The organism is Chryseobacterium sp. SIMBA_038 (assembly GCF_046535115.1).
In the GTDB taxonomy this organism is placed as follows: domain Bacteria; phylum Bacteroidota; class Bacteroidia; order Flavobacteriales; family Weeksellaceae; genus Chryseobacterium.
The window spans coordinates 38582-64722 of sequence record NZ_JAWRXH010000001.1 but is presented as its reverse complement, the minus strand read 5'-3'; the positions used below and the strand labels follow the sequence as shown (position 1 = coordinate 64722).

The following is a 26141-nucleotide window of genomic DNA, read 5'->3' as shown; positions in this document are numbered from 1 at the left end:
CGTAACATGACAAATATAAAAATTCAATCGAGATAAAAAAATAAAATTATCACTACCTACTGCTTATCAACATATTACATATCTATTTTTTATGATAACAATACCATAAAAAATATGATAAGGTTATCGTAAATAGGATGATATATTTTTACAAATAGATTCAGAAATAGACATTTAGATTAAAATAAATTGGGAATAAAATAAATTGATATTATCATTAAAAATATGATAAGAAAATCAAGAAATTATTTTATTTTTTTTGAAAATATTTTCATAATAATCCACTTTTTGCTATAAAAATGACAGTAAATGATGGAAAAATTTCACCATTTTTATTATCAAAGCTTAGAATTTTATCAAAACGAGAAAATAATAGAATGAAGAATATAAGTTTAACAGTGAATAGATACTTTTAATAATAGATGATTTTTTAACGCTAAGGTCGCAAAGTTTTTTTTTAATAATTGAGAATATTTTTCGTTCGCAACGGCGTTTCACTCAGCGAAGTTGATATTTATTTATAAAATTCTTACAAATACCAATCTTTATATCTTTTCAGCGCTTCCAGAAAATAATAATCTGCATAGATTAACGGAACATCAATCTCCGAGTTCAATGGCAAACCTCCAGTGCTGTGCATTAATAGAAAACCTCCGTTTTCGCCTAATTTTGCCTGATATTTTTCGTTTGATAAATTTGTCAGTATTTTTCGGGCAACGTCTATATAATTCTTTTTGTCTTCACCTTTAGTATATTGTCCTAATTCTAATAAAGCAGAAGAAATAATTGCCGCCGCAGAAGTGTCACGAGGAACGTTTGGAATTTTAGTATCATTAAAATCCCAGTATGGAATTTTATCTTCCGGTAAAGTGGGATTATTGAGAATAAATTTCGCAATATTTTGAGCTTGGTTTAAATATTTTTCATCTTTTGTGAATCTATACATCATCGTATACCCATACAAAGCCCAACCCTGCCCTCTTGCCCAAGCCGAAGAATCGGAATATCCTTGAAATGTTTTTTTGCTTAAAACTTTCCCTGTATTCACATCATAATCAATTACATGATACGAACTGTAATCAGTACGAAAATGGTTTTTCATCGTTGTATTAGCATGGGCAATCGCAATTTCTTCCGTCTTTTTGTTCCCTCCGTTTTGTGAAGCCCAAACTAACATTTCAAGGTTCATCATATTATCAATGATAACAGGACCTTTGAAATCTGCCATTTTATCCCAAGACAAAATTGCCTGCATTCCCGGACGAAATCTTGTGGAAAGTGACTCTGCCGAAGTGAGAATAACATCTTTATATACAGGATTTTTTGTAATTCTATATGCATTTCCGAAACTGCAAAACATCATAAAACCTAGGTCATGATCTCGGGTAAAGGTCTTGTTTGATTCTATCAGATTTAAAGTTCTTTCTGCTTCTTTTTTGATTTCAGGATCTTTGGTTTGTTCATAAATCATCCACAACGAGCCCGGATAAAACCCGGAACACCACCAACTGATATCTTTTGTAATCACATTTCCGTCAGAAGCTTTGTATGATTGTGGCATTTTATCGTTCGGAATGTCTTTCATTAAATATTTATACTGCTTTCCAGCAAATTGAAATTCGTCCTGAATTAATTTTGACATCTCCTTTTTACTGCTTTGCGCTGTAACTGCAACACTCAATATTGTGAAAAATGTAATTGCTATTTTATGTAAAGTCATTTTTTATGGAATTATGGACAATTTAATTAATTTTTATAAAATCATAATTGAAAATAAATCTTATTTAGTCTAAAAATAAAATTTATTATGTTAACATATTTAATCTCTACCAAGTGATAAATTATGTAATTTTAATACAGAAAAAATTCAATTCAAGCCTTATCTAGACTGATTTTAAATAACATTGAGAAGATACAAATTAAGTAGAAATACTGAAATTAAAACAAATTCAACTCTTTAATTTTGAATAAACAAAAACTGATAATTATGGCAAATGAGCAATGCTTCAAAACATAAAATGATAACTGTCATTTAAAAAACTTTAACCATCAAAATTTAAACGAAATGATTATTAACAAAATCCTCAACGTCGATGATTACTACTACGACGTGTTTATGGCGATTTCAGGAACTCTTACCGGATTTTCTGCGAACGAGCTGCAATCTACCGGTTTGGCGGAGACCTATTACAAGCATATTTTAGGTCAAATCGAAACCGCAACATTCCTAGAATTTCTGAACGTTTCAAAATCTATCCTTGAAAATTCTTTCAGTCAGGATCAATTAAGAAATGCCATTCAATCCGAAATTATGGCAGATCCGGGAATGCAGGATATGTCAAACAATATCATCACAATGTGGTATTTGGGAACTTGGGAAGGCGCTTATGTGAATGAATTATCATACAAAGAAAGTTTGGTTTGGAACGTTATGCACGCACATCCACCGGGAGCAAAACAACCGGGTTTCAAATCTTGGGCGGTTCAACCTGTAAACAGCAACTCATGAGCAATATAGAATTCAAAAAAGATGTGATCATCGTTGGAACGGGGATTGCAGGATCATTGATCGCCAAACTTTTAACCGATCATGTTTTTGATACAGAAAAAGGCAAAATGGTTTACCGTGCAGAAGTTGATCATCCTGAAAACGTAAGAGAATTATCAATTTTAATGTATGAAGCTGGACTGGAAGCCGGATTAGAACTGGACTCATCGTCATCATTGACAACCTACAACGAGTACATTCGTAAATTTTATATGGAGGAAGCCAAAGTTCCGAATTCTCCTTACCCAAATTTAAAGCAAGCTCCATCGCCAGACGTTTTGGATATGGAAAAAATCGTTCCTCCGTTTCCGGATAAAAAAGGATATTTGGTTCAGTTTGGTCCGATGCCGTTTGCGAGTGATGCCATCAGAATCGGTGGAGGAACAACGCTTCACTGGCTGGGAACTACGCCAAGAATGCTCCCGAATGATTTCAGATTAACTGAAAAATACGGTATTGAAATCAATAAACCTGATTCTAAGGTTAAAACACCTATCAACTGGCCAATTGATTATGATGCTTTAAAACCTTACTATGAAATGGCCGAATTTGAAATCGGTGTTTCAGGAAATGTTGCAGCACAGGAATATCCTATTTCAGAAAGCATGGAAGACTATTACGGTAAAGACTATGTTTTTCCGATGGATGAAATTCCTCAAAGTTATATGGATCAAAAGATCATCAATGGTCTTGCAGGAACGAGTGTTCAATTAAATTTTGAAGAGTTTCCGTTAACAATGGTTCCGTCTCCTCAGGGAAGAAATTCTACTCCAAATCCTGCTTATGGAAAAGCAAAAATCATTAAAGCCAATTCTACAGATTCGGGATATAAATTATCATTAAATAATATTGAAAACGAAGAATACAAAGCGCTAGGTTCTGTCTGGAATCCTTACATGGGAGAGCGTTGTGAAGGAAATGCATCATGCGTTCCAATCTGTCCGGTTCAGGCAAAATACAATGCGTTGAAAACGTTGAAGAAAGCATTGTATAAATTCAATAAAAATGAAAATCTTCAAAAACATAAATTCATCAGCGTTCAGGCGCAGAGTGTTGTGTATAAATTAAGTGTTGATCAGGCAGATCAGGAGAAAATTTCAAAAATTCATTTAAGAAGATATATTTCTAAAGAGAAAACCGATTTTGTGGAAGAAGTTGTTGACACGTCAGATTCAATTGTGATTCTTGCAGCCAATGCTTTTGAAAATCCTAAAATTTTACTGAATTCAAAATATACAGTAATCGAAAACGGACAAAAAGTTGAAAAAACCGTTGCCAACCGAAGCGACCAAGTAGGAAGAAACTTAATGGATCACATGGTTATGCTGACTTGGGGATTATTTCCAGAGCCGATTTATTCTTATAGAGGTCCCGGTTCTACCACAAACATTTCGTCTTTCCGTGACGGGAATTTCAGAAGTGAATTTTCGGCGTGGATTTCTCCATTAGACAATTGGGGATGGAGCTGGCCGGCATTTTCTCCGGGATCGGATATTTCAGAATTTTTGGGACAAGGTCTTTTTGGAGCTGAATTAAAAGAAGCTTTGGCTTACAGACTTTCAAGACAGGTTTTATTCCATTTTGAGATCGAACAATTACCGAATCCGAATAACAGAGTGACCATCAATGATCAATATCTGGATGCTTTGGGAATTCCCCGCCCTGTCATTAATTATGAACTGACGGAATACGAAATGAAAGCAATGGAACAGGCAAAATTAGCTTCAGATCAAATGTTTAAAAGGTTGAATATCGAAGATTTCACCAAATATACCGAAGCAGACAAAAACACTTTCATCTACAACAACGTAAGATATTCTTACAACGGAGCGGGTCACATCGTAGGAACTCACAGAATGGGCGACAATGCGGATGATTCTGTAACCAACAGTTATTGTAAATCTTGGGATCACCCGAATTTATACATCGTTGGCGCAGGAAATATGACGACTTTGGGAACTTCGAACCCTACTTTAACCTTATCAGCATTCACTATTCGTTCGGTAGAATCTATTTTGAGTGATTTAGAAAACAAATTAAAAAACTGAAACCATGAGACAAAGACTTATCAATAAAGCAGAACCAGAACAGATTTTATTAAAAGGTGCTTTATCTGGCAAAAACACCCTTGTTGAAGAAGCAATTTCTTTACATTCTTTATTATTCGATACAAAAATCAGCAAAGAAGATTGGCTAGAAGGATTGAAATATCACAGTAAAACTTTAACCAATTTATTATTGAATAATCAGATCAAAGAATTTAATGATTATTTAAGTTCACAGTTCGGATCAGTGTTGCAGGAGATCAGTGTCGATAAATTAGATGCAAAAATGGCTTCTTCATCTAAAAAAAGTAGTTTAGAAAACATGAATTACCGTTCTGTTTTACAAGACCTTTTGCAGACGGCGATCCTTATTGAGCATTCAACAATTCCGCCTTATCTTACGGCTTTGTATTCTATAAAAGATGGGACAAATTTATTAGCTTCACAAATAATCAGAAGTGTTGCCGTGGAAGAAATGCTTCACATGATCATGGTTTGTAATGTGATGAATGCTGTGAATATTCAACCTTCCGTCAACAGACCTCAAAACTACCCTACTTATCCGATGAAATTACCGATGAACGTTGATTTCTTCGTAGGATTGGAAACGTTTTCCACGAACAGTATTGCCACATTTATCGCGATTGAAAGTCCAAGCAGTCCTTTGGTTAAAGCTCCGGTATATGATCATATTGAAGAAAATCAGTCATTGCTTAAAAGTGCTTCAGTAGAAGAAAATAACTTCTGGACTCTTGAAAATATGAAAGGTTTCATCATGGAAAATGTTCACACGATTGGTGAATATTATGATGTTTTGTTCTTTTATATCGTTGTTTTCCAAATCATTGCTTATTACAAAGCCAACGGAAAATTACCTCAAACATTTGAAGAATTAAATACAGGAGGAATCTTCACAGGAAATCCGGCAAAACAGATCCGTCCTGAACAATATTACGGAAGCGGCGGAAAATTACACGCTGTAGAAGCTTTATCAGGCGTAATTGCTGTTTTCCAAGAAATTAAAGGTCAGGGTGAAGGCGCTGACGACACCATTTTTGATGTTGATCCTTCTCAGTTTGAAGAAGGAATGGAATTAGCGCATTATTTCAGATTTAAAGAAATTTTCCATGAACATTATTATTTGGATGGAAACTATAAACCTTTTATGGATGAAAACGGAATGATGCCTGTCACTACTCCACCTGTCGGAAAAGCACTGCCTGTAGACTGGAACGCTGCTTATCCGATGAAACCAAATCCTAAAATGGCAGATTATCAGTCGAATCCGCAATTGTATGCGCAGGGAAAAGTATTTAACCAAACATATAAAAACTTATTGGATGCGATACAGGCTGCCGTAGAAGGTGACGCAAAAGAATTAGAAAAATCAATCATGTATATGTATGCTTTAAAAGAGCAGGCGATCGGATTGATGAGCCAACCGTTGGATTCTCAATACAATGCAGGGCCAACTTTTGAATATCCAACAACTTAAATTTATTTAAATTTTTAACCACAAAAAAGATAAAGGATTAAGTTTTAAAACAACTTCATTAATTAATAACCATAAAAACAATATATCATGTTAAAAAGAGAAAAGGAAAGTCTTGAAAAAGGAAGTGAATTTTTAAGAGCACCCCAACCAAGTCAGGATCAGCAAGGTTATCTTGCCAACTTAATGAAAGGATACTCGAAACTTTTGATCGACGATCCGGTAACACCTTTTAGAGAAGAAAATTTACAGGACATTGCAAATAATGTAAAGTATGGTGTTTTAGAAGCATTAAATGGAACATGGGTAAGTTATAATGCCAATTACAATAAAAATATCGACCGTCCATCATTAGGAAGTGGAATTCACACGACGATTATGCCTTCTCCAGGAACCAATCAAAATACAATTCCAGGAAAATTCAGTTTTGATACTGAAGAATATATCGAAAAATTAACATTCGAAATCGTTCCCGGTGGTGTTCGTAACCGTGGTGGTGCAACGGAATTATTTTGTGGTGCCGTAAAATACGATCAAACCATTAAAAGTGTAAATAAAGTAGACGGAAATCCAAATTTACAATACGCCGGAATTCACGAAGAAAACGGAATGTATCTTTGGTTAAGCGACGTTTATAATTACGCCGCAACTGAAGAAACCATCAAAAGAGACCGTGGAATTCATGCCTTTTCTAATGAAGATTTTGAAAAATACGGATATAAAGGAGAATACAGAAACGAACCTTTGGTTGAAGTAAAAGACGAAAATGGTAACTCTTCATACATTCTTTTGAGCCAATTAAAAGAAGGACAGCAATATTATCAAATCATTCCGGCACAGGAAATAAAGCCAATGGATGGAATTAAAGGACCTTATTTTATTCCTGATTATTCGATCTCAAGAAGTGGAGTTATTCCTCACGGAAGCACGATTACGGTATTGGGAGATATTACCCCAGAAAGTAAGGATAATAAAGTATATTACCTTAGAGACGGCGCTCCGCAATTCCCTACTGGCCTTGCAACTTGGAATCCTCCTCATCTTGCTATCTCACCAACAATGGGAGGTGCGGGAGGTGCTATTAACCTTGACGAACCGGCTCCGGCATGGGTTCACCAGACTTTAACGGATGAAACCGACCCTGGTTCAAACAAAATTTATACACAGAGAATATTGGCAAATGAGCTATATCCTTATTGTGTAAGACCGGATATGAGATTAAGAGACACATTGAGCGGACAAAATGTTGCCAATTATGTACTTGTTCAATTATCATCAAAAATGCAAACAGGAGCACAAGGTGGAATTCTAAACGTTCCTTTTGTTAATCGTTTTGTACCGACCGTTGAAATAGATTTTAATCTTTGGATCGAAACTGTAATTGAAGATGGAAAAGAAATTCTTCAGTTACAATACGAGCAAATTATATTTTTCGAATTTGATTTTGGAAACGATGGTGGTACAACAAGCTGGCCACACATTCAGGTTAATACACTTCGTAAAATCGAGGATATTCCTGCAGATCAGAGAAAAATAATCGAACAGGAATTTTTCAATGCACCTCCCGCAATGAACATGACAACAACTGCTGCAGTTTCTGAGCGTATTGCCAATCCACCTTCAGGATGTCCTTATCATAAAGAATAAAATTTTGATTTAATCTTATCAATTCAAATAAACTCTACTCAACCTTATAGGTTTCAGAAACCTATAAGGTTTTAAAATTTTAAAGCAAAAAAACTAAAAAACCAATTTATCATGAGCAATCAATTACCTCCAATTCCGTCAGGATTTGGATTACCATTCTATTACGCAACCCTTTTCAATATTGAGGTTGCCTTTCTTGTTGATCGCGAAAAAGTTTTAAAATATCTTGAAAATACAGGACTCATCGTCGCAGATTTCGATGGAAAAGCTTTGGTTAGTTTTAATTTTCAAAATTATACAGGACAGTTTCCAAACGGATCTAGCACCACTCAGGAAATCGAGTTGAATATCGTTTCTTACCCTGAATCACAAAAAAATACTGTTGCGTTTGTAACTGCTGAAGAATATCTTCGCGGAGAAGAACAGACAAAATTAATGGGACACAAGCGTGTTTGGGTTCCTTGTGATGCTGATATGGCGATAAAAGCAGGAATAGAATTGTTTGGAGAACCGAAATTTAAAACTTCATTTACTACCAATCTTCCTTCATTAAACGTTCCCGGTCAAAATACCTGGACAGTGACTTGTAATGATCCAACTGACAGTACAGAATCAATTTTCACTTGTGTTGCAGATGTTGCGGATTTAATCCCTGAAATGTCGGCATTCTCTCCTATCACGGAATATGGAAAATTTGAAGATAAGTTAATCGGTTGCCGTTGGAATATTCTTCAACCAACAAATCTTCACTTTTTAAACTCAGAAGAAAGCAAAAAACGAGTACAAATGACTTATGGAAATTCTGATCATCAAATGAAAGCCGATATGGAGTTTTTGATCGGAGATTCATCGGCTTTTGCAGTTCGTACAAGCATGTCGGCTCCGGCTGCAATCCAGACGAGAGCTTATTATATTTAATTTAAACTAAAAACTTTTAACCTTAAAAACTAAAAATTATGAATCTAGAAAGCAAAATGAGAGGATTAACATTAGGAGCTCAAGTCCTTCCTCTTGAAAAAGTTTCTGCCTCAGATCTTGGTGCTTTGGCACCATTGGTAGGAACTTGGAAAAACGTTGACGTTCCTGCAACAGCTATTTCAGCGGGTTGGAATACCATTTCTGTTCCCGGACAGGATAAAGGATTTGTCTTTGAAGTCATTCCTTACACGGAAACATTGACTTTCAATCCGGTAGTTGTACAGGCCGGAAATCGTGGTCCTGTCGTGAATGGACAACAAGTAGAACAAATGATCTTCGGTCTTTTGTATGAACAGCAAATTATAAGCGCATGTGACAGTAGTTTTTGCAACGAACGTGGTTTTCCTGCAGGATCCACAATTCATGTTGAGACAGGATTATTTTTAAATTTAGGTCAGCCCAACGGAGGGTATACGATTGCCCGTATGTCGACTATTCCTCACGGAAATTCATTATTAGCGCTTGGAAGCTCAGTTGAGGTAGGTAATCCGGGAACAGATTTCTTTAGTCCGGCTTCTTCAATTCCAACTTTATTGAATGGTGACAGAATCACTCAGCTTGGTTATTCGGATCAGATTATTGGGAATCCTCAGTTTGCGCCATTCAATCAGGTTAATCCAAATGCTTTCCTTGAATCTACATTGGAAGCTTTAGTAGGAACAGGCGGAGTGAGCAATATGACTGTTATTCAAATGTCTACCGACACACCGGATGCCAACGGAGGAATTTTGAATATTCCGTTTATCCAGACCAATGTAAACGCTACAAAAATGGATGCAACCTTCTGGATTGAAGATATCGTGGACAGCGCAGGAAATCCTAGTCAGGTATTGCAATATTCGCAGACAATCAATCTGGTTTTCCCGGCTACAGGATCTGCACAGCCTGTTAACTGGCCTCACGTTACGGTCAATTCTATGGTAAAAGTGCCTGAAACCATGCAACTACAACAAAAGTTTCAAAGCTTAGATGTAATGGAAGGATTAGATGTGACGCAAGGTCTTACAGAAAGTTAATTTTAATTTTTAAATACTAAACCTCTGGATTTAATTCGGAGGTTTTTATTTTTAATTTAGCAGCTTTCGATTTTTCTATCTTTATTTTCCTGAAATCCCACGGTGATATTGCATTTTTATCTGCCCATAAACCTCGCTTCTTTTTCTTTGCTAAAATTTCATATTCTTTTAACTGAAGATTTTTAGAAGCTTTAAAATACCACCATCCATACCCGGATTTGATGATTTCCGCAGAAAGATATTTGTCATCATCATAAAATATTTTGGCGATTGTTCTACGGTATCTGTCTTTTTTAATTCTGTAAAATATAACCTCCTTTCCAAAGACTTTTGAACTCGTAAATTGTTTTGCATTGTTGCCAAAAGGCTGTTTCTTTTCGGGACAATCTACCTCTGCCAAACGTAATGTTTCCTGAGTTTTATCTGCTAATAAAGCAACAACAGTATCTCCGTCTTTTATGCCGATAATTTTTGCCTTGATTTGAGAAAACACCCACATAGACGCAAAAAATAGCAGTACACACATCATTTTTTTCATGAGTGCAATGATAAGAACTTTAAATGGAAAATTCAAAAACCTTCAAATTAAAATTTGAAGGTTTTGTTTATTAATTATTTCTTTTAACGCAAAGTCCGCTAAGTTTTTTTTAACCAATGATTCTGCTGATCTTTAAGTTCGCAAAGGCGTTTCACTCAGCAAAGTTCACAAAAAATTTCATTATTATTTTTCAAATATTGGAAGTTCAATTCCTGAAAGCATCATTTTATAGTGTTGAAGCTGATTATTAATTGTATTTAATTCTGATTGAAAGAAATTTGATTGACTAAACAAGTTTTCATAATACGAAATTCCCTCAAAAAGATTTTCTTTAAATGTTTTCCATTTTTTATCCTGAGATTTTGTCATTGTTCCTGAGAAATCTGAAATTTCTTTTTTCAGGTGATCAACGTACATTTTCAACTCATTGATGAACATATTTGGACGGTCATTATCGGGAAGAATATTGGTATTTCCATAAATATGCTTTACCATTTGCGAAAGAGAAACTTCTTTATCGAAAAAAGCAAGATTAGGCCCCGGACAGATCACCACACCTTGTTTTTCTCCTTTTATTTCTAACTTTTGCTCCATGTAAGCAGCGTTCACCAATCCGACGCATAAACATGCTTTTTCTGTGATGATTTCTTTTCTTTTTTGAAATTGTTCTGGAGTTATCTCTTGTTTTTCGGCTTCTAAATTTTTAAGTTTAATATCCTGATATTTTTTCGAAGCCGTACAAATTCCTTCTGATGAAAACTCTTTACTCAGAGCCAATAATTTTTTAGGACACGAACTTCCGTAACGGTTTTTATTGTTTTTATTTCGTCTAAAAATCTCATTGGACGTTCCTCTTACTGTATTGAAAGGCACTCCCAAAGGCGAAAGATTACTTAAATAAAAATCATGTTCTTTAGATTTTAAAAGTAGATTTCTCGTTTCATCATCCACTGAAGTTGCCTCTGGAACAAGCAAAAATGGAGAACCCCAGCCGACACTGTTTACATCATAAGTCTTCAGTAGAAAATCATGTTCTTCCGATGTTCCTACTCCACCCTGAACGGTAATTTTCATTTCTAAAGGATCAGAAACTGTAATTTTCCCTTTTTGCTGTAAAGCATTGAGCATTAATGAATGTGCAGAATCGATCAGTTCGTTTTTCTTTTGTTTGAATTCTTCCATGATCGGGCCGAGCAATAAACCTTCGGTAGCAAAAGCATGACCGCCACAATTCAAACCAGATTCTATTCTGTATTCAGAAACCCAAAGTCCTTTTTTAGCCAAAAAATTCCCTTGAATCATCGCAGAACGGAAATCACTCACTTTTAAGATAATTTTCTTTTTCAGAAAACCATTTTCATCAGGAAAAAAGTCATCAAATTCTTCGATATAACTGTACAAACGAGGATTCATCCCCGCGGAAAGTACTACTGATGAAGATAATTTACTGTTGGCAAAACCGCGTAAAGAAGCGTGAGCATCATTATAAATAACAGGTAATTGCTCATTTTTTTTGAAATTATCCTTATCAACCTTCGTCATGATATTGACATCTATACTCCCGGGAGCAAGATTTTTTTCAATAAAATGTTTAATTGAAGATGTAAAACTTTCCTTTTGATTCAGAAGATTTTGCAACCCGTTTTTCAGCTCTGATGTGTTGGGAAGGATATCCACAAAGTTCATCAAAGCGGTTTTGTTTTTCGCAATTTCTTCTTTGAAAGCATCAAATTTTTCATTGACGATATCATCCACCATGTCCAGATAAGCGGTAATTCTTTTGGCACGGTAGTCATCTATTTTTGTTGAAATACTTGAATAATTCAAATTGAATTTTTCATTATAAAAGTTTTTCATTTTCTCTATAATTTCATCATCAATTATAGAAACAACGGAAGAAATTCCGTATTGTGCGACACGGATAGGACTGTCTATCGTATACGCTAATCCCATCACAGGAATATGGAAATTGTGTAAAGGTTTTTTGATCATTTTTATATTCATTAAAATAATTCTTGGCCTCTAAATTCCCATCAACTAATTCACTGTAAAAATATCAGTTTAAAATTAATTATGCATTAAATAATAATTGAATTTCTTGAAAATATGCTTAAAATCATTCTCTTTGAGATTTTTTAACGCAAAGAGCGCAAGGTTTTTTTGACTACTAACTGTTTTTAAGTTTGCAAAGGCGTTTGACTACGTCGAATCTTCGATTTCACTCAGCTAGGAGACATATGAATATAAACCCCAACCGTTTTAGTCAGGGTTTATAATTTTTTATAGTTAAAATAAACCTTTAATGTAGCATCAATGACTGTTAATAATCAAATAAAAACAGTGCAAATCGAAAATAAGTTATTAAAAAATTAACTGCTCATTAAAAATCTAAACTTATTGATGTTTTTAAGCGCGATTCCTGTTCCACGAACAACTGCTCTTAAAGGATCTTCAGCAACACATACAGGCAGTCCTGTTTTCTTGTGCAATCTGTCTGCCAGTCCGTTTAATAATGCACCACCTCCGGCAAGATAAATACCTGTTTTGTAGATATCTGCAGCCAATTCCGGCGGAGTCAGAGATAGTGTTTCCATCACAGCATCTTCAATCCTCATGATAGATTTATCCAGAGCTTTGAAGATCTCTTTATAATTGATCATGATCTCTTTTGGCTTACCCGTAATCAGATCTCTTCCCTGTACAGGAATGTCTTCTAAAGGATAATCCAGTTCCTCCAGTGCAGAACCTATTTCAATTTTTATTCTTTCGGCAGTTCGCTCTCCAATATATAAGTTATGATATGATCTTAAAAAGTAAGAAATATCATTGGTAAACACATCACCAGCAATTTTTAAAGATTTGTCACAAACAATTCCTCCAAGCGCAACAACAGCGATTTCGGTAGTTCCCCCACCTATATCAACGATCATATTTCCTTCAGGACTCTGTACATCAATTCCAGCTCCAATAGCTGCTGCCATTGGTTCATAGATTAACTTTACTTCCTTGGCATTTACCTTCAATGCAGAGTCTTTAACGGCTCTTTTTTCAACTTCGGTGATTCCGGAAGGAATACAAATAACAATTCTAAGCGCAGGCTGAATAAACCTGCCTCTGATTCCCGGAATTTGTTTGATGAATTCCTTAATCATATGTTCCGAAGCGTGAAAATCGGCAATAACTCCATCTTTTAAGGGACGGATTGTTTTAATATTTTCGTGGGTTTTCCCTTGCATTAATTTGGCTTGTTCACCAACTGCAATAGGCTTTCCTGTTGTTCTGTCTATAGCGACAATGGAGGGTTGATCAATAACAATCTTGTTATTATGTATGATTAGTGTATTAGCGGTTCCGAGATCCATTGCGATCTCCTGCGTAAACATATCAAATAACCCCATTTTATCGTTCTTTTATTATATTGCAAAGTACGGCTTTCTGTACGGATATAGATGTCGGGGAAATTGGCAATTGGAGTTAAAGTTGTGTTAATCTTTTTTAAATATCTGATTTTTAATAATGCTAATTTTTAACGCGAAGTTTGCTAAAATTTTTCATTTTAAGCTATATTAATTTATTCATGAATGTATTTTATCTTTTATAATTCACTCTTTTATTTTTAATTTCCAAAATATAACTTACACGACAGTAAATAATTATCAATTATTAAAATAACACAGAAAACATTTCATCTGATATTCATAAAACTTATCTATTTTTAGCCCATCAAATTAAAAATAGAATGAAGGCTAAAACTCCTTTTTACATTGCTCTCGTTTTCGGAATGATGGCAACTCCTTTTTCGGCACAAACAGACTCCCAATTAAAAAATGAAATATCTAAAGTAGAATCAGGATTGATGCCTGTTGTCCGGTTTGAAGGTGAACCTCTCTGGACTTTAGAATCCCGAATGAAATATTACAATGTTCCCGGAGTTAGCATCTCTGTCATTAAAAATTCTAAAGTAATATGGAGTAAAACCTACGGATTTGCAGATGTAGAATCTAAAACTCCTGTGAATTCCAACACGCTATTTCAGGCGGCATCTATGAGTAAACCAGTGAGTGCTTATGCTGTGCTAAAAGAAGTGGAAATGGGAAAAATCGATCCAAATGCAGATGTAAATTCTTATCTGAAATCATGGAAAGTTCCTGAAAATGAATTCACAAAACAGAAGAAAGTAAGTCTTAAAAATATTGTCAGTCACACTGCAGGGTTTAGTGTCAGCGGATTTGCGGGTTACGAAGTTGGTCAACCTATTCCGACATTAGTTCAGGTTTTGAATGGACAAAGTCCCGCCAATTCTCCCGCTGTCGTTGTTGATAAACTTCCCGGAACACCTTTTCGTTATGCCGGTGGTGGATATTGTGTGTTACAACAAATGTTGATAGACCTTGAAGGAAAAGATTTCGCCTCAATATTGACTGAAAAAGTACTTTCTCCTCTGAATATGAAAAACAGCACTTTCTCACAACCCTTATCGGAAGCTCATGCTCAGTTTGCGGCTACGGCTTATAATGAAAACGGAATTAAAGTTCAAGGAAAATACCATGTTTATCCTGAATTAGCGGCAGCAGGTTTGTGGACAACAGCAGAAGATTATGCAAAGTTTGTGATTGATATTCAAAATACGCTGAGCAATAAAAGCCACACAGTTATTTCTAAAAAAACAGCCGAGGAATTTACAACTCCATTTATTGATCCATTCATGGGATTAGGTATTTTTCTTGAAAATAGAAATGGCAAGGTCTACTTCACGCACGGTGGCTGGAATGAGGGTTTTTCCAGCAAATCTATAGGAAATAAAACCAGCGGTGACGGAATTGTAGTTTTAACAAATACCAACAAGCCTGCGTTTATTGAAGAACTTATCCGCTCGGTCGCAAACGTTTATCAGTGGCCGAATTACGTGAATTCAATTAATAAAATCCTACCTACTACCGAAAAAGATTTTAGCAACAATATCGGTCGTTACCGATCTGATAAGTATGGTTTTTATAAAGTTTATCAGGAGAATGGAAAGCTAATGGTGATCAATAATACGGAAGCTCCAACAGAACTTATTAAAGTAGGTGAAGACACTTTTGCAATTCGGGATTGGGATTTTCAATTTAAATTTATAAAAAATAGTAAAACAGGAAAGAAGGAATTGATACAAGTTTTAGGAGACAAGACCATAAGATCTAAAAATCCACAAATGAGTTCTAATGAAAAGATGCCTCTTGAGCTTATTTTGGAAGGTAATTTTGATAAAGGTTTACAATTATATCAAAAAGCAAAAACTGAAGATGCCAATCATAATCTGATTTCCGAAGGGTATTTGAATGGAGTCGGTTATGCTCTTCTTCAACAAAAACAACCTAACAAAGCCATTGATATTTTCCGAGTGAATACTCTACTCTATCCTAAAAGCGAAAATGTATACGACAGTTTAGGAGAAGCTTATCTGGGAGCCGGACAAAAGGAAAAAGCCAAACAGAATTATCAAAAAGTATTGGAAATAAATCCTAAAAATGAAAATGCCGCTAAGGTTTTAAAAACATTATAAAAGAAATTGCCTTCATTAATTTGGAGGCATTTTTTGTTTTAGAACTTTTAATTCAGATTAAAATAAACCGGTTTAAACTTTTTAATTAAACCACAAAAGATACAAAAGCCATGATTGAACATTTTAAAATTTAACCGTTTTGAAAACAAAAGCCCTCAAAAGATAAAAATCAAAGATTTTTAAAAACTTATGTGTTCTTGTTTGCAGTTCATCATGAACTTAAATAAGTAATATGTTCAGTCTTTTGTGCCTTTTGTGGTTTAAACAAGTTCAATAAAAAAATCCCAACTTTCGTCAGGATTTCATTAAGTTTTTCTTAAAATATTTCTACTCAATCACAATACTTCTCTTACTAACCGTATGCGCTGAAAAATATCCCAAAGCTCCGTTATTGATATTGCTTGGCGGGTTGGAAGGTGTAACACCTCCACCAGGGCCACCATCTCCAGAAATCTGAAGAAGAGCGCTATAATAAGTAAAAATATTATTGTCAATACTCTGCATTTCAACATGAATTGTGTCTCCTGCCACAACTAAAACATCATCCGGATCATCGCCATCATCGTTGGGAAGAAACAGAGGACGTTGATTTGGCAATCCGTTATTCACGTTATCTGAAAAAACTTCGAATGTCTTTTTAGGTTTGTCATTAACGGTAAAATTAAAAAGATAACGATTTCCTAATGCCTGAGGATCAGTAAAAACAGGTAAAAGGGTGTATGTCGTTGTTCCTCCAAACACAAAAGAATCCTGCGTTAATCCATCAAAATTCACTTCTTGAGGCATCGTACTTTGGGCAGTATATTCTTTTCCTTCTGCCTGAATTTTCAATGTATAAGTTCTTCCCACTACTCCGCTGAAAGCTGTGGTTTTATATTTTCCGTCGCTAACATATTGCAATGTTTCGGTCTGACCTGTATCATCGCTTAAAACAACCTGAGCATTGGTAACTGCAGGATATTGATTGTTTTCTGTAAAAGCCACAGATTTTGTTATTCTCACAAAATACGGGCCGGGTTGATTGGTTATATTAGCTTCTATGACTATGTTTCCAGCTTTATTATCTAGATCTAAATCGATTTCTTTTTCGCAAGACGTTAATAAAAACAGGGATAATATGATAAAAAATGTATTCTTCATGATTTAAAATTTGAAATTGTAAGTGATGTTTGGTACCCAACGGAATAACGAAGTCTGCATTGCGCGGGTTGTTCCCGGATTGTTCGGAATATCTTCAAAAGTAATCGTGTAGGCATTTTCGCGACCGTACACATTGTAAATTCCGAATGACCAAGAACCTTTGAAACGTTTTGTAGATTCAGGTTCATAGGTTGCACTCAAATCCATTCTGTGATAGGCAGGCATTCTGTCAGCATTTCGGTTACTGTATTGGAAAATTGTTTGTCCGTTCAGTTCATATTTTCCGGTTGGGAAAGTCACTGCATTTCCTGTACTGTAAAGGAATAATCCTGAAAGCGACCATTTTTTACTCAATTCATAGGTTGCAACGATGGAAAGATCGTGGGTTTTATCCATTCTGGCGTTGTACCATTCGTTATCGTTTATTCCGTCTATTTTTCTTTCTGTTTTTGATAAAGTATAGGAAATCCAACCTGTCAGTTTACCGCTTTTCTTTTTAGCAATTAATTCTAAACCATAAGCTCTTCCTTTACCAAACAATAATTCACTTTCAACGTCTGCAGCGGTATCAAATGAGATCTGAGCCCCATTTTTAAAGTCAATCTGATTTTGCATTGATTTGTAATAAACCTCCGCATTAATTTCATAATTATTGTTATTGAAATTTCTGCTGTAGCCTAAACTTACCTGATCTGCAATTTCTGGTTTTACGCTGTAACTGCTTCCAATCCACTGATCTGTAGGATTTCCACTGCTACTGTTGCTCAACAAATGTAAATTCTGCGTGTTTCTGGAATATCCTCCTTTTACACTACTCACCTCATTAATACGGTAGTTTGCCGTAATACGCGGTTCAAGATTTACATATGTTTTTCCGAATTTTCCTTTTTCTAAAAACCTGCTGTCTGTAAGAACTCCGTTTTCATAACTATTAAATGTATCACCACCTAAAACACTGAAACCGGAAAGTCTTAACCCATAATTAACCGTTAATTTTTCGGTTGCCTTAAAATCATCATTGATATAGACTGCATTTTCCCATGAAGATCTCGGATTTCTAGGAAAACTGCTCACACTCGTTCCCGAAGCACTGCTTGGCGTAATTGTATGATAGATAGACTGTAAACCAAAACGAACAGAATGTTTATTTCCTGCAAACCATGTGAAATCCTGTTTAAGATTCCAGTCTTCGATCTGAGAATCTAGTCCGAATGTATTGTCGTTGCTTTGCAAGCTTACTTTATAATTGTAGTTGCTGTAAATTAAAGACGTATTGGAGAATAATTTACTATTAATAATACTGTTCCAACGAAGTGTTGCCGTTGTATTTCCCCAATCTGTTGAAAAAGTATCGCCTAACCCCAAAACATCTCTTCCAAAATATCCTGATAAATAAAGACGGTTATTTTCGTTAACCTGATAATTTGCTTTTAGATTTAAATCATAAAAATATAATTTACTGTCTTTAAAATCGTCGGTTGATTTCAAAAATAAATCAGCGTAAGTTCTTCTTCCAGAAACAATGAATGATGATTTTTCCTTTTGAATCGGGCCTTCAACGCTCAATCTGCTGCTTATTAAACCAATTCCTCCGTTGACGTTGTAATCTTTATTATTTCCGTCCTTCATTTTAACATCCATCACGGAAGAAAGACGTCCGCCGTACTGTGCGGGGCTGTTTCCTTTGATGATACTCGCATCTTTTAACGCATCACTGTTAAATGTACTGAAAAATCCAAGTAAGTGTGAAGCATTATAAACAGGCGCTTCATCTAATAATATTAAATTCTGATCGGTCGCACCTCCTCTTACACTGAATCCGCTGCTTCCTTCACCGTTACTTTTAATTCCCGGTAAGAGCTGGATCGTCTTCATCACATCTTTTTCACCAAATAAAACCGGCAGTTTTTCTATATTTTTGATACTCAACGTTTCCGTACCCATTTGAGCAGTCGAAAGGTTTTTATCTTTTTTAACACCGGAAATAATAACCTCATCGATATTGGCTGTTCTTTCCTGTTTTTCTTCCTGAATTAAGGGAAGATCAAGCTTAACATTCTGATCAACTTTTATATTCTGTTCAAAATCTTTGTAACCCGGATAGGAAATGATCATTCTGTAATTACCCTCCGGCAGGGATAAAGAATAGAATCCGTATTCATTGGCTACCACATTGATAGATGGATCTTCAGCCACTTTTACGGTCACTCCGATCAGTAATTCGCCGTTTTTCTGGTCTTTTACAGTTCCGCTTACCGAGTATTTCTGCTGGGCTACAGCTAAAGTACTGAAACAGAGCGCAGCCGAAGCAGCCGCGATTTTAAAAAAAGATGTTTGCATTCAGTTTATTATTTAATGTAGTAGATTTTTTAAATATTAAAAAAGTTTATTGATGTTAATTAAATAGATGAAATAGGAAATCAATTGAGCAAAAAGACAAAAAAAATAGTCATTTCTTCTCATTAAAAGGCCTATTTTAGGATATTTCACTGCAAAGATAAATATCAACTTGAAATAAAAACATTTTGATGTCGAAATTATTGCCTTAGTGTGAATAAAAAACTAAGTATTAAATTCTGTGATGATATTATTTCTTCAATTTTTAGATCTTTTATTGATTGATCGTAAATAAAAAAGCCCTTAAATATTACTATTCAAAGACTTTATATCTTAAACTCATCAACTTTCGAAAAAGAAGAATATTAATTAGAATTAACTTAGGAAACGATCATTTTATCTTTCAAGAATTGTGTTCTGTAATCTTTAGGAGTAATTCCTGTAATTTTCTTAAAAAGTTGAGTAAAATGGGAAGCTGTATGGAAATTAAGCTCATAAGCGATCTCCGCTATATCTTTACTTGAATGCAATAAGGCTTTGCTGTAATTAATATCCATTTCGTTGATCCATTGTTTGGGTGACTTTTGGGTTACATTTTTGATACATTTTGTGAGATAATTTTCTGTAACAGACAGTTTATCGGCATAAAAAGCAACTCTTTTTTCGCCTACATGATATTTAAACAGAATCTCCCGAAACTGAAGAGATAACTCCATAGGACGGCTAGCTGATCTATGATGATTGTTGGAATCTGTACTTAATATTTTCACTAAAATAAGATGAAGCATGGTGACAATTATTTCATTCAGATTCAATCCATTAAGCCATAATTCCTGTTCCATGATAGTAAGAAGCTGGGTGATTGTTCCGTAAGTAAGTGTATCCAAATTCAGGAAAGGAGGCATGAAAAAAATGCTTGTTTTATGCTTTGGCAATTCCTGTTCAGATAAAATATTATTTTCGTAAGCTAAGAAAAAGCCTTCAGCATCATCTGATAATTCTATGGTTGCCGTAATCGTACCTTGTTTTATAAAAATAACTCCACCTTTCTCAGCCTGAAATTCCTGATTATCCAAATACTGCTTGATATGACCATTGGTAATAAAAATAATAAAATTAAACGTGGTTCGGTAAGGAATCACAGGCATGAGAATCCCTTTTAGGTAATCCTCAAGCCTGTAAAGCTGTATATCTGCGTTGTTAGACAGTATTTTCTCAGTAATATTCGGGAGAAAAAGCTTTTTATATTGAAAATTGGAAAGTACTTCCATATCAGTTAATTATCATATCTAGCGTTATACAAATTTAATGCTGAAATTCTATTTAAAACTTATAAAACACACCCATTTTTATTCCGAAAGGAATTCCTGGAGTGTAGGTAATGTCTGTGATAGGTTCGGCTTCATTTTTTAATTGGGTTTCTGTAGCAAATTGAGCTTCGTTCCATTTTACGTTGAAAAGGTTGTTGATTTGCAGATTGGCACCCCATTTTGCCCGATTGTAAGAAAGTACAAGATCATTCACAAAATAGGCTTTTGTGCGGAGGCTATTATCTTCAACGGCTGGTCGATCGCCCAAATAACGGTATTGTAATCCTACAGATAAACCATTCAGAAAATCCCAGTTTACGTAACCTGTACTCGTTATTACCGGAGCTAACGGAACATAATCCTCCCCTTTTTTTTCGTCAACAAATCGGGCGTGAGAATAATTAATATCAGCATTCAGATACAAATTTTCCAACGGTTGAAAACGGATTCCCAAATCTGCTCCAAACCGTCTTGATTTTCCGGAAGGTTCTACTACAGCATCATCTCCGACATACACAAACTCCTGCTGTAAAGCCAGATACCAGATGGTTGGTGTAATAATTAATGATTTGAAAGGATGCAGTCTAACTCCAAAATCTCCGCCGATAGAATACGGTAAAGTTTTCGCATCTTTTTCCTGAACAACCACTCTCATGTCGTTGGAATGAAACCCCATGCCTGTTTTCAGAAACCACATGATTTTGTCGTTGGCAGCGTAGGAAAAATTAAGTTTTGGGTTTAATCTTGTACCTTCAGATGATTGTCCGGAAGGCAGTTGCTCATAATCCAGCAAATTATGCATGTTGAAAATGAAATGATCTACCCTCAAGGCTGGATTAATCGTCCACTTTCCTGTTTTCCAAATCAATCCTGAATAGGCATGAAGATTGGTTTCTGTTCCATTCACATCAGCCATTTTATCTAACAATAAATCTCTGTGATAAACATGATTCAGCTGCAAAGTATTAATATCATCGTTTCGGAATCCTACTCCCGATATCCAGTTTAATGAGCCGTTGGGCAGAGAAAAACTTTTGGTGTATTTAATTTCAGTTCCGTATATATTTCTGCCGTCTTTCTGCTCGATTTCGTCGCCATGATCTATATCTTTCAAATAAAATGTAAAATCAGAATACAGGTTAAAATTATACTTAGAATACCAAGCCATTGCTTCAATTTGTTCAGATGGAGAAATAATATGCTTATAATTCATCTGAAGATTTGTTCGTGACGTACTTCCGCCTTCTGTAGGATCAATGCTTCCCCAGCGGTCAATAATCCCTTCATTTACGGCACGTTCCGGGATTTGTCCAGACGCATTCCATGAAGAATTGAATGTTGAAAACTGAATATTAAAATAATCTTTATCGGTAATCCATTGGTTGTATTTTCCGAAAATATTGACTCTGTTGAAGTTTTGTTTCACATCAAACGGACCATCGGTATAATTGTACTCTGCAGCGACGTAAGCATTTTGCCTTTTGTTAGAATCATTGATGATATTGAACATTCCCAATATCCTTTTTGAATTAAAAGAACCTCCTTCCAGCTTTACCATGCTGTTTTTCAGTTTATCATATGTCTGAAAATCAACGTAACCCGCAGTATCAAAATCTCCGCGATCCATGTAATAAGCTCCTTTTCCAAAATCAATATTATTAACGGTTTCAGGAATGATAAAATGGAGGTCTGAATATCCCTGTCCATGAGCATGAGAAACAATATTTACGGGCATTCCGTCTACATTTACACTGACATCGGTTCCATGATCGGCATCAAAACCTCTTAAAAAAAGCTGTTCTGCTTTTCCGCCTCCGGCATGTTGAGCAATGAATAACCCGGGAACTTTCCGCAACAAATCCTGAGCAGAATTTACCGGAAATTTATTCAAATCAACCTTTGTAATTGCTGAAAGAAATGAACTATGATTAATTTCTACTTCAGAGATCTGAAAAGGTTTGTGTTGAATAAAAACAACTTTATTTTTATCTTCATCACTATTAATCACCAATTTAACCTCATCATAACCGTTATGACTTACTACCAAAGTATCCGGGAATGACTGAACATTAAATTTAAATGATCCATCAGATCCCGAATGTGTATGATCATTTCCATGATTGTATTTTATCAAAGCTTCATTAATCGGAAATTTATCGTCTGCATCTTTAATAAATGATTGCTTTTCTGAGCTTTTTTCTTGTGCCAGAGCTATTCCGTTTATCATTAAGGCCAGAAAGGCAACCATTATCTGAGTTCTCTTCATTGATATTCTTTTTGAATGATTTTTTACTGTTAAATATTTTAGTTTTCTTTTTTAGAAATAAAAATTTTCTGAATTAATAAAGTAATCCATGTTCCTGCAACAAACGGAAAAGTAAGCACTCCGCCGACTTCAGTAAGAACATGATTATCAATTAATAAATCATCGATTCCGACTGTAATTAATACAGATACAAGCACCCAAAATCCATCCATTTTTTTGAAACCTGAAAAAACAATGGCAGAAAGCACGGCATTAAAACCAAATAATCCCATATGAACTTCTTCAACAGATTCTCCATTCACATGAGAAATATAAGCTCCCAAAACAGAGCCTGCAAAACCATATAAAGCGGCGGCGGGTGAACTGATGAAAACGGCTAAAAAGAAAATTATTCCTGATAATATTCCACCCTGAAAAATAACTTCTCCGAAGCCATTAATTGGAGTTATTACCTCATCATAATCAAGATTTTCGGCTTTCGCACTGATTAATTCTGATGGTGGGATATGCGTAAAATGATGCAACACAAAAACACTTATCCAAATGATAATGATGAAAGGAAAGGTAAAAACCGGAATTTTTTTAGCAATAAAAAAATGCTGAATAATGGCTGCCAATGCTCCACCCAAAATAATAAGAACCCAGATTAAAATAGTTGTCTGAAATATGAAAGATAAAGCAACTCCCACCAAGGCAGCACTGAAACCGTATAGTCCAGCGTTTATTTCAGATTTATCGTAATTCAGCTTCATTGCGGTAAATGTTCCGACACTTGTGGACAAGAGAACAGCGATGCCGCTTTCCCAACTTCCCATAAAGATCCCGATAAGGAACAGAAGGCCTGTCCATCTGTTTTCCTGAAGCATAATTTGCCCGATTCCTTTTAAAATATGATCAATAAAAGGGAATTTTTCAAAAATTTTATTCATAGTTTAATTTTATAAATGATTGAGACTAAGATTGTGAAATATGAATAGTCAATTTGGCTTTGCCAGTGAATGATATTGACAAGCGAAGCAAATTCACTATTCACCATTCGCTACCAGCCTAAAAAGACCATTCCTATACCGCATATCGTAACTACTGCACCGCTTATCACACCCATATAACGTTCTAATTTTTCGGTATTGAATAAGGTTGAATATCCGTATCTTCCGAGCAAAACCATCCCCAACATCGTTGCAACTGTTGTTAATGTAAAAGGCAGTACCAATGCCAGAATTTCAGTTACAGAACGGTTTAATCCTGAATAAAAAAGAAGCGGAGTAAGCGGTTCGCTCGGTCCCATCACGAAAATCATGAACAGGACAAAAGGAGTTACTTTTATTCTGCTTTGTGGCATTACCATTTCAGTGTGATTGTGTTCGTAAACGTAAACATCATCTCCCAATACATCAAAATGTTTGTGAGGTTTGTTTCTTGCTGCCTGAATCAATCCATAAATTAAATAAGCAATCCCGAAAATAAGCAATGCCCATCCCGAAATATTCCCTCTGATATCCTGAAACCAAGCAAACTTATTAAGCTGCCATCCAAGAAAAACTCCGATCGCTCCTATCACCAAAGAACTCAGAACATGACCAAAACCGCAGGCAATTGTTAACAAAATGGTTCGGCTTCTGCTCCATTTTTTTGATTTAGATAAAACAATAAATGGCAGATAATGATCCGGCCCCGTTGCGGTATGGATAAAACTTATAGAGATGGCACTTAGCATTAATGCCCAAATAGTTGCGTTCATTTCTTTATTTTATTTATTCTAATTCCCAAAGGATATCCTGAACTTTAAGGAAAAAATTATACATCACCTCGCCTCCATTTCCCAATGCTCTGATGATAAATCCGTTATCTTCCATTGCTGAAATACCAATTTCCATTTCATCTTGGGATTCTATTTGAGTGTAGATGATTTCGATAAGATCATTCTTATTCAAGTCCTTTTTAGTACTGTAAAAAATAAGAGTTCCTTGATGGGTATATTCTTCCAGATTTCCGATGCTTTTAATTGGAATCAAATCAGGTCGAATCAGCACGTTATCTTTCACCTTTAATTTATCTTTATGGTAAATTTCTGTGAGATTCTGGAATTTTTTAAGCTTAAAAACTTCTCCGTAATGCTTTCGTCCACAAGTGATGATCTCAGCCATAATTACCTGACTGTTTTCTCCAATATTGATGTTTGCTTTACTTTTAAAATTCGAATCTTCATGCGGAACCACAGGGTGCGGAACATAGGCAAAAGAAGTATTATCCTCCATGGAAATATTCAACTGCTGAACGGCTTCATCCTTCATATTGAATAATCTTTGATAAGACTGAGACTGAAGTTGTAACGCAGAACCTTTTTCCAACTCAATATCCAACTTATATCGGTCACCATCCAGAATTCCGGGAGAAGAACTCATCACGATCTGATACAGTTTGTTATCATTTTTCCTTTGTCCGACAGAAACTACACGGAAAGGAGGTGATACAAAAAGATCTTTCACGTAGGATTTTCCGGCTTTGTGTCCGGCTATGATATGTAAGCGACTATCCATTTATCTTACAAGATTCGGTTCTTCAATTTCTTCCAATAAGGCGTATTTTTTTACCCAGCCAATCACTTTTTCAAGACCTTCATCAGTTTTAAGGTTGGTAAATACGAAAGGAGATCCGTTTCTCATTCTTCTGGCATCATTTTCCATTACTTCAAGGCTCGCGCCTACGTGAGGAGCTAAATCTATTTTATTGATAATCAACAAATCTGATCTTGTAATACCGGGACCACCTTTTCTTGGAATTTTTTCACCTTCAGCAACATCAATAATGAAAATTGTAACATCAGCAAGGTCAGGACTGAATGTTGCCGATAGATTATCACCTCCACTTTCGATAAATATCAATTCGATCTCCGGAAAACGCGCTGCCAATTCATCAACCGCTTCCAAATTCATACTTGCATCTTCACGAATCGCTGTGTGAGGGCAACCGCCTGTTTCTACACCAATAATTCTGTCGTGAGGAAGAAGACTGTTTTTAGCCATAAATTCTGCATCTTCTTTGGTGTAAATGTCATTGGTAATTACTCCAAGATCATATGTTCCGTATAATTTTCTGCTTAATCTTTCCAATAAAGCTGTTTTTCCTGAACCTACAGGTCCGGCTACTCCTACTTTTATATATTTTCTATTTTCCATTTTAAATTGCTTCTGTTTTTATTTTTATCGCAAAGTCCGCAAGGATTTTTTTGATTTTAGTTATGAATATTTTTTAAGTTCACAAGGGCGTTCCACTCAG

At 35.3% G+C, this 26141-nt stretch carries 19 protein-coding genes; 7 read left to right on the top strand and 12 right to left on the bottom strand.

The annotated features are described in order from the left end of the window. Positions 1–529: 529 nt before the first annotated feature. Complete coding sequence (locus SB689_RS00275; protein ID WP_410690091.1) at positions 530–1720, bottom strand: glycoside hydrolase family 88 protein; 1191 nt, start codon at positions 1718–1720, stop codon at positions 530–532. Between the two features lie 345 nt (positions 1721–2065). Here SB689_RS00275 and SB689_RS00270 point away from each other — a divergent pair, with 345 nt between their 5' ends. From SB689_RS00270 to SB689_RS00245, 6 genes are all read left to right on the top strand, one after another. After that, positions 2066–2509 (top strand): sugar dehydrogenase complex small subunit, encoded by a 444-nt coding sequence (locus tag SB689_RS00270; RefSeq protein ID WP_410690090.1) that lies wholly within the window; start codon positions 2066–2068, stop codon positions 2507–2509. After that, complete coding sequence (locus SB689_RS00265; RefSeq protein ID WP_410690089.1) at positions 2506–4596, top strand: GMC oxidoreductase; 2091 nt, start codon at positions 2506–2508, stop codon at positions 4594–4596. Before SB689_RS00270 ends, SB689_RS00265 begins: the two co-directional genes overlap by 4 nt. A gap of 4 nt (positions 4597–4600) precedes the next feature. Further along, on the top strand, positions 4601–6088 hold the full coding sequence (locus SB689_RS00260; protein WP_410690088.1) for a ferritin-like domain-containing protein: 1488 nt from the start codon (positions 4601–4603) through the stop codon (positions 6086–6088). Positions 6089–6175: 87 nt separating this feature from the next. Continuing rightward, a complete protein-coding gene (locus tag SB689_RS00255; RefSeq protein ID WP_410690087.1) occupies positions 6176–7732 on the top strand; it encodes a peroxidase, FMP-type in 1557 nt (518 codons plus the stop codon). A 111-nt stretch (positions 7733–7843) separates the two neighbouring features. After that, a complete protein-coding gene (locus tag SB689_RS00250) occupies positions 7844–8650 on the top strand; it encodes a hypothetical protein (protein ID WP_410690086.1) in 807 nt (268 codons plus the stop codon). A gap of 38 nt (positions 8651–8688) precedes the next feature. After that, positions 8689–9726 (top strand): heme-binding protein, encoded by a 1038-nt coding sequence (locus tag SB689_RS00245; protein WP_410690085.1) that lies wholly within the window; start codon positions 8689–8691, stop codon positions 9724–9726. A gap of 16 nt (positions 9727–9742) precedes the next feature. Here the strand turns inward: SB689_RS00245 and SB689_RS00240 are convergent, their stop codons facing one another. From SB689_RS00240 to SB689_RS00230, 3 genes are all read right to left on the bottom strand, one after another. Then, on the bottom strand, positions 9743–10255 hold the full coding sequence (locus tag SB689_RS00240; protein ID WP_410690084.1) for a thermonuclease family protein: 513 nt from the start codon (positions 10253–10255) through the stop codon (positions 9743–9745). Positions 10256–10447: 192 nt separating this feature from the next. Continuing rightward, complete coding sequence (locus SB689_RS00235) at positions 10448–12256, bottom strand: hypothetical protein (RefSeq protein ID WP_410690083.1); 1809 nt, start codon at positions 12254–12256, stop codon at positions 10448–10450. 377 nt (positions 12257–12633) lie between these two features. Beyond that, positions 12634–13662 carry a rod shape-determining protein gene (locus tag SB689_RS00230; protein WP_066749971.1) on the bottom strand — a complete coding sequence of 343 codons (1029 nt, stop codon included), beginning with the start codon at positions 13660–13662 and terminating at the stop codon, positions 12634–12636. Positions 13663–14003: 341 nt separating this feature from the next. On the opposite strand from SB689_RS00230, the gene SB689_RS00225 reads away from it, so the two are divergent. Beyond that, a complete protein-coding gene (locus SB689_RS00225) occupies positions 14004–15809 on the top strand; it encodes a serine hydrolase (RefSeq protein ID WP_410690082.1) in 1806 nt (601 codons plus the stop codon). Positions 15810–16136: 327 nt separating this feature from the next. Here the strand turns inward: SB689_RS00225 and SB689_RS00220 are convergent, their stop codons facing one another. From SB689_RS00220 to ureG, 8 genes are all read right to left on the bottom strand, one after another. Continuing rightward, positions 16137–16949 carry a DUF4249 domain-containing protein gene (locus SB689_RS00220; protein WP_410690081.1) on the bottom strand — a complete coding sequence of 271 codons (813 nt, stop codon included), beginning with the start codon at positions 16947–16949 and terminating at the stop codon, positions 16137–16139. Between the two features lie 3 nt (positions 16950–16952). Beyond that, the gene (locus SB689_RS00215) at positions 16953–19289 is read right to left on the bottom strand and encodes a TonB-dependent receptor (protein WP_410690080.1); all 2337 of its coding nucleotides are present in this window, start codon (positions 19287–19289) and stop codon (positions 16953–16955) included. Positions 19290–19666: 377 nt separating this feature from the next. After that, positions 19667–20557: a helix-turn-helix domain-containing protein gene (locus tag SB689_RS00210; RefSeq protein WP_410690079.1), complete on the bottom strand. Its 891-nt coding sequence runs from the start codon at positions 20555–20557 to the stop codon at positions 19667–19669. A 52-nt stretch (positions 20558–20609) separates the two neighbouring features. Further along, entirely contained in the window at positions 20610–22862 is a 2253-nt protein-coding gene (locus tag SB689_RS00205) for a TonB-dependent receptor (protein WP_410690078.1), read from the bottom strand. A gap of 38 nt (positions 22863–22900) precedes the next feature. Beyond that, positions 22901–23791: an urea transporter gene (locus tag SB689_RS00200; RefSeq protein ID WP_410690077.1), complete on the bottom strand. Its 891-nt coding sequence runs from the start codon at positions 23789–23791 to the stop codon at positions 22901–22903. Between the two features lie 110 nt (positions 23792–23901). Further along, positions 23902–24603, bottom strand: a complete 702-nt coding sequence (locus SB689_RS00195; RefSeq protein ID WP_410690076.1) for a hypothetical protein — start codon at positions 24601–24603, stop codon at positions 23902–23904. 13 nt (positions 24604–24616) lie between these two features. Beyond that, entirely contained in the window at positions 24617–25402 is a 786-nt protein-coding gene (locus SB689_RS00190) for an urease accessory protein UreD (RefSeq protein WP_410690075.1), read from the bottom strand. Continuing rightward, complete coding sequence (gene ureG / locus SB689_RS00185) at positions 25403–26041, bottom strand: urease accessory protein UreG (protein ID WP_410690074.1); 639 nt, start codon at positions 26039–26041, stop codon at positions 25403–25405. Positions 26042–26141: the final 100 nt, after the last annotated feature.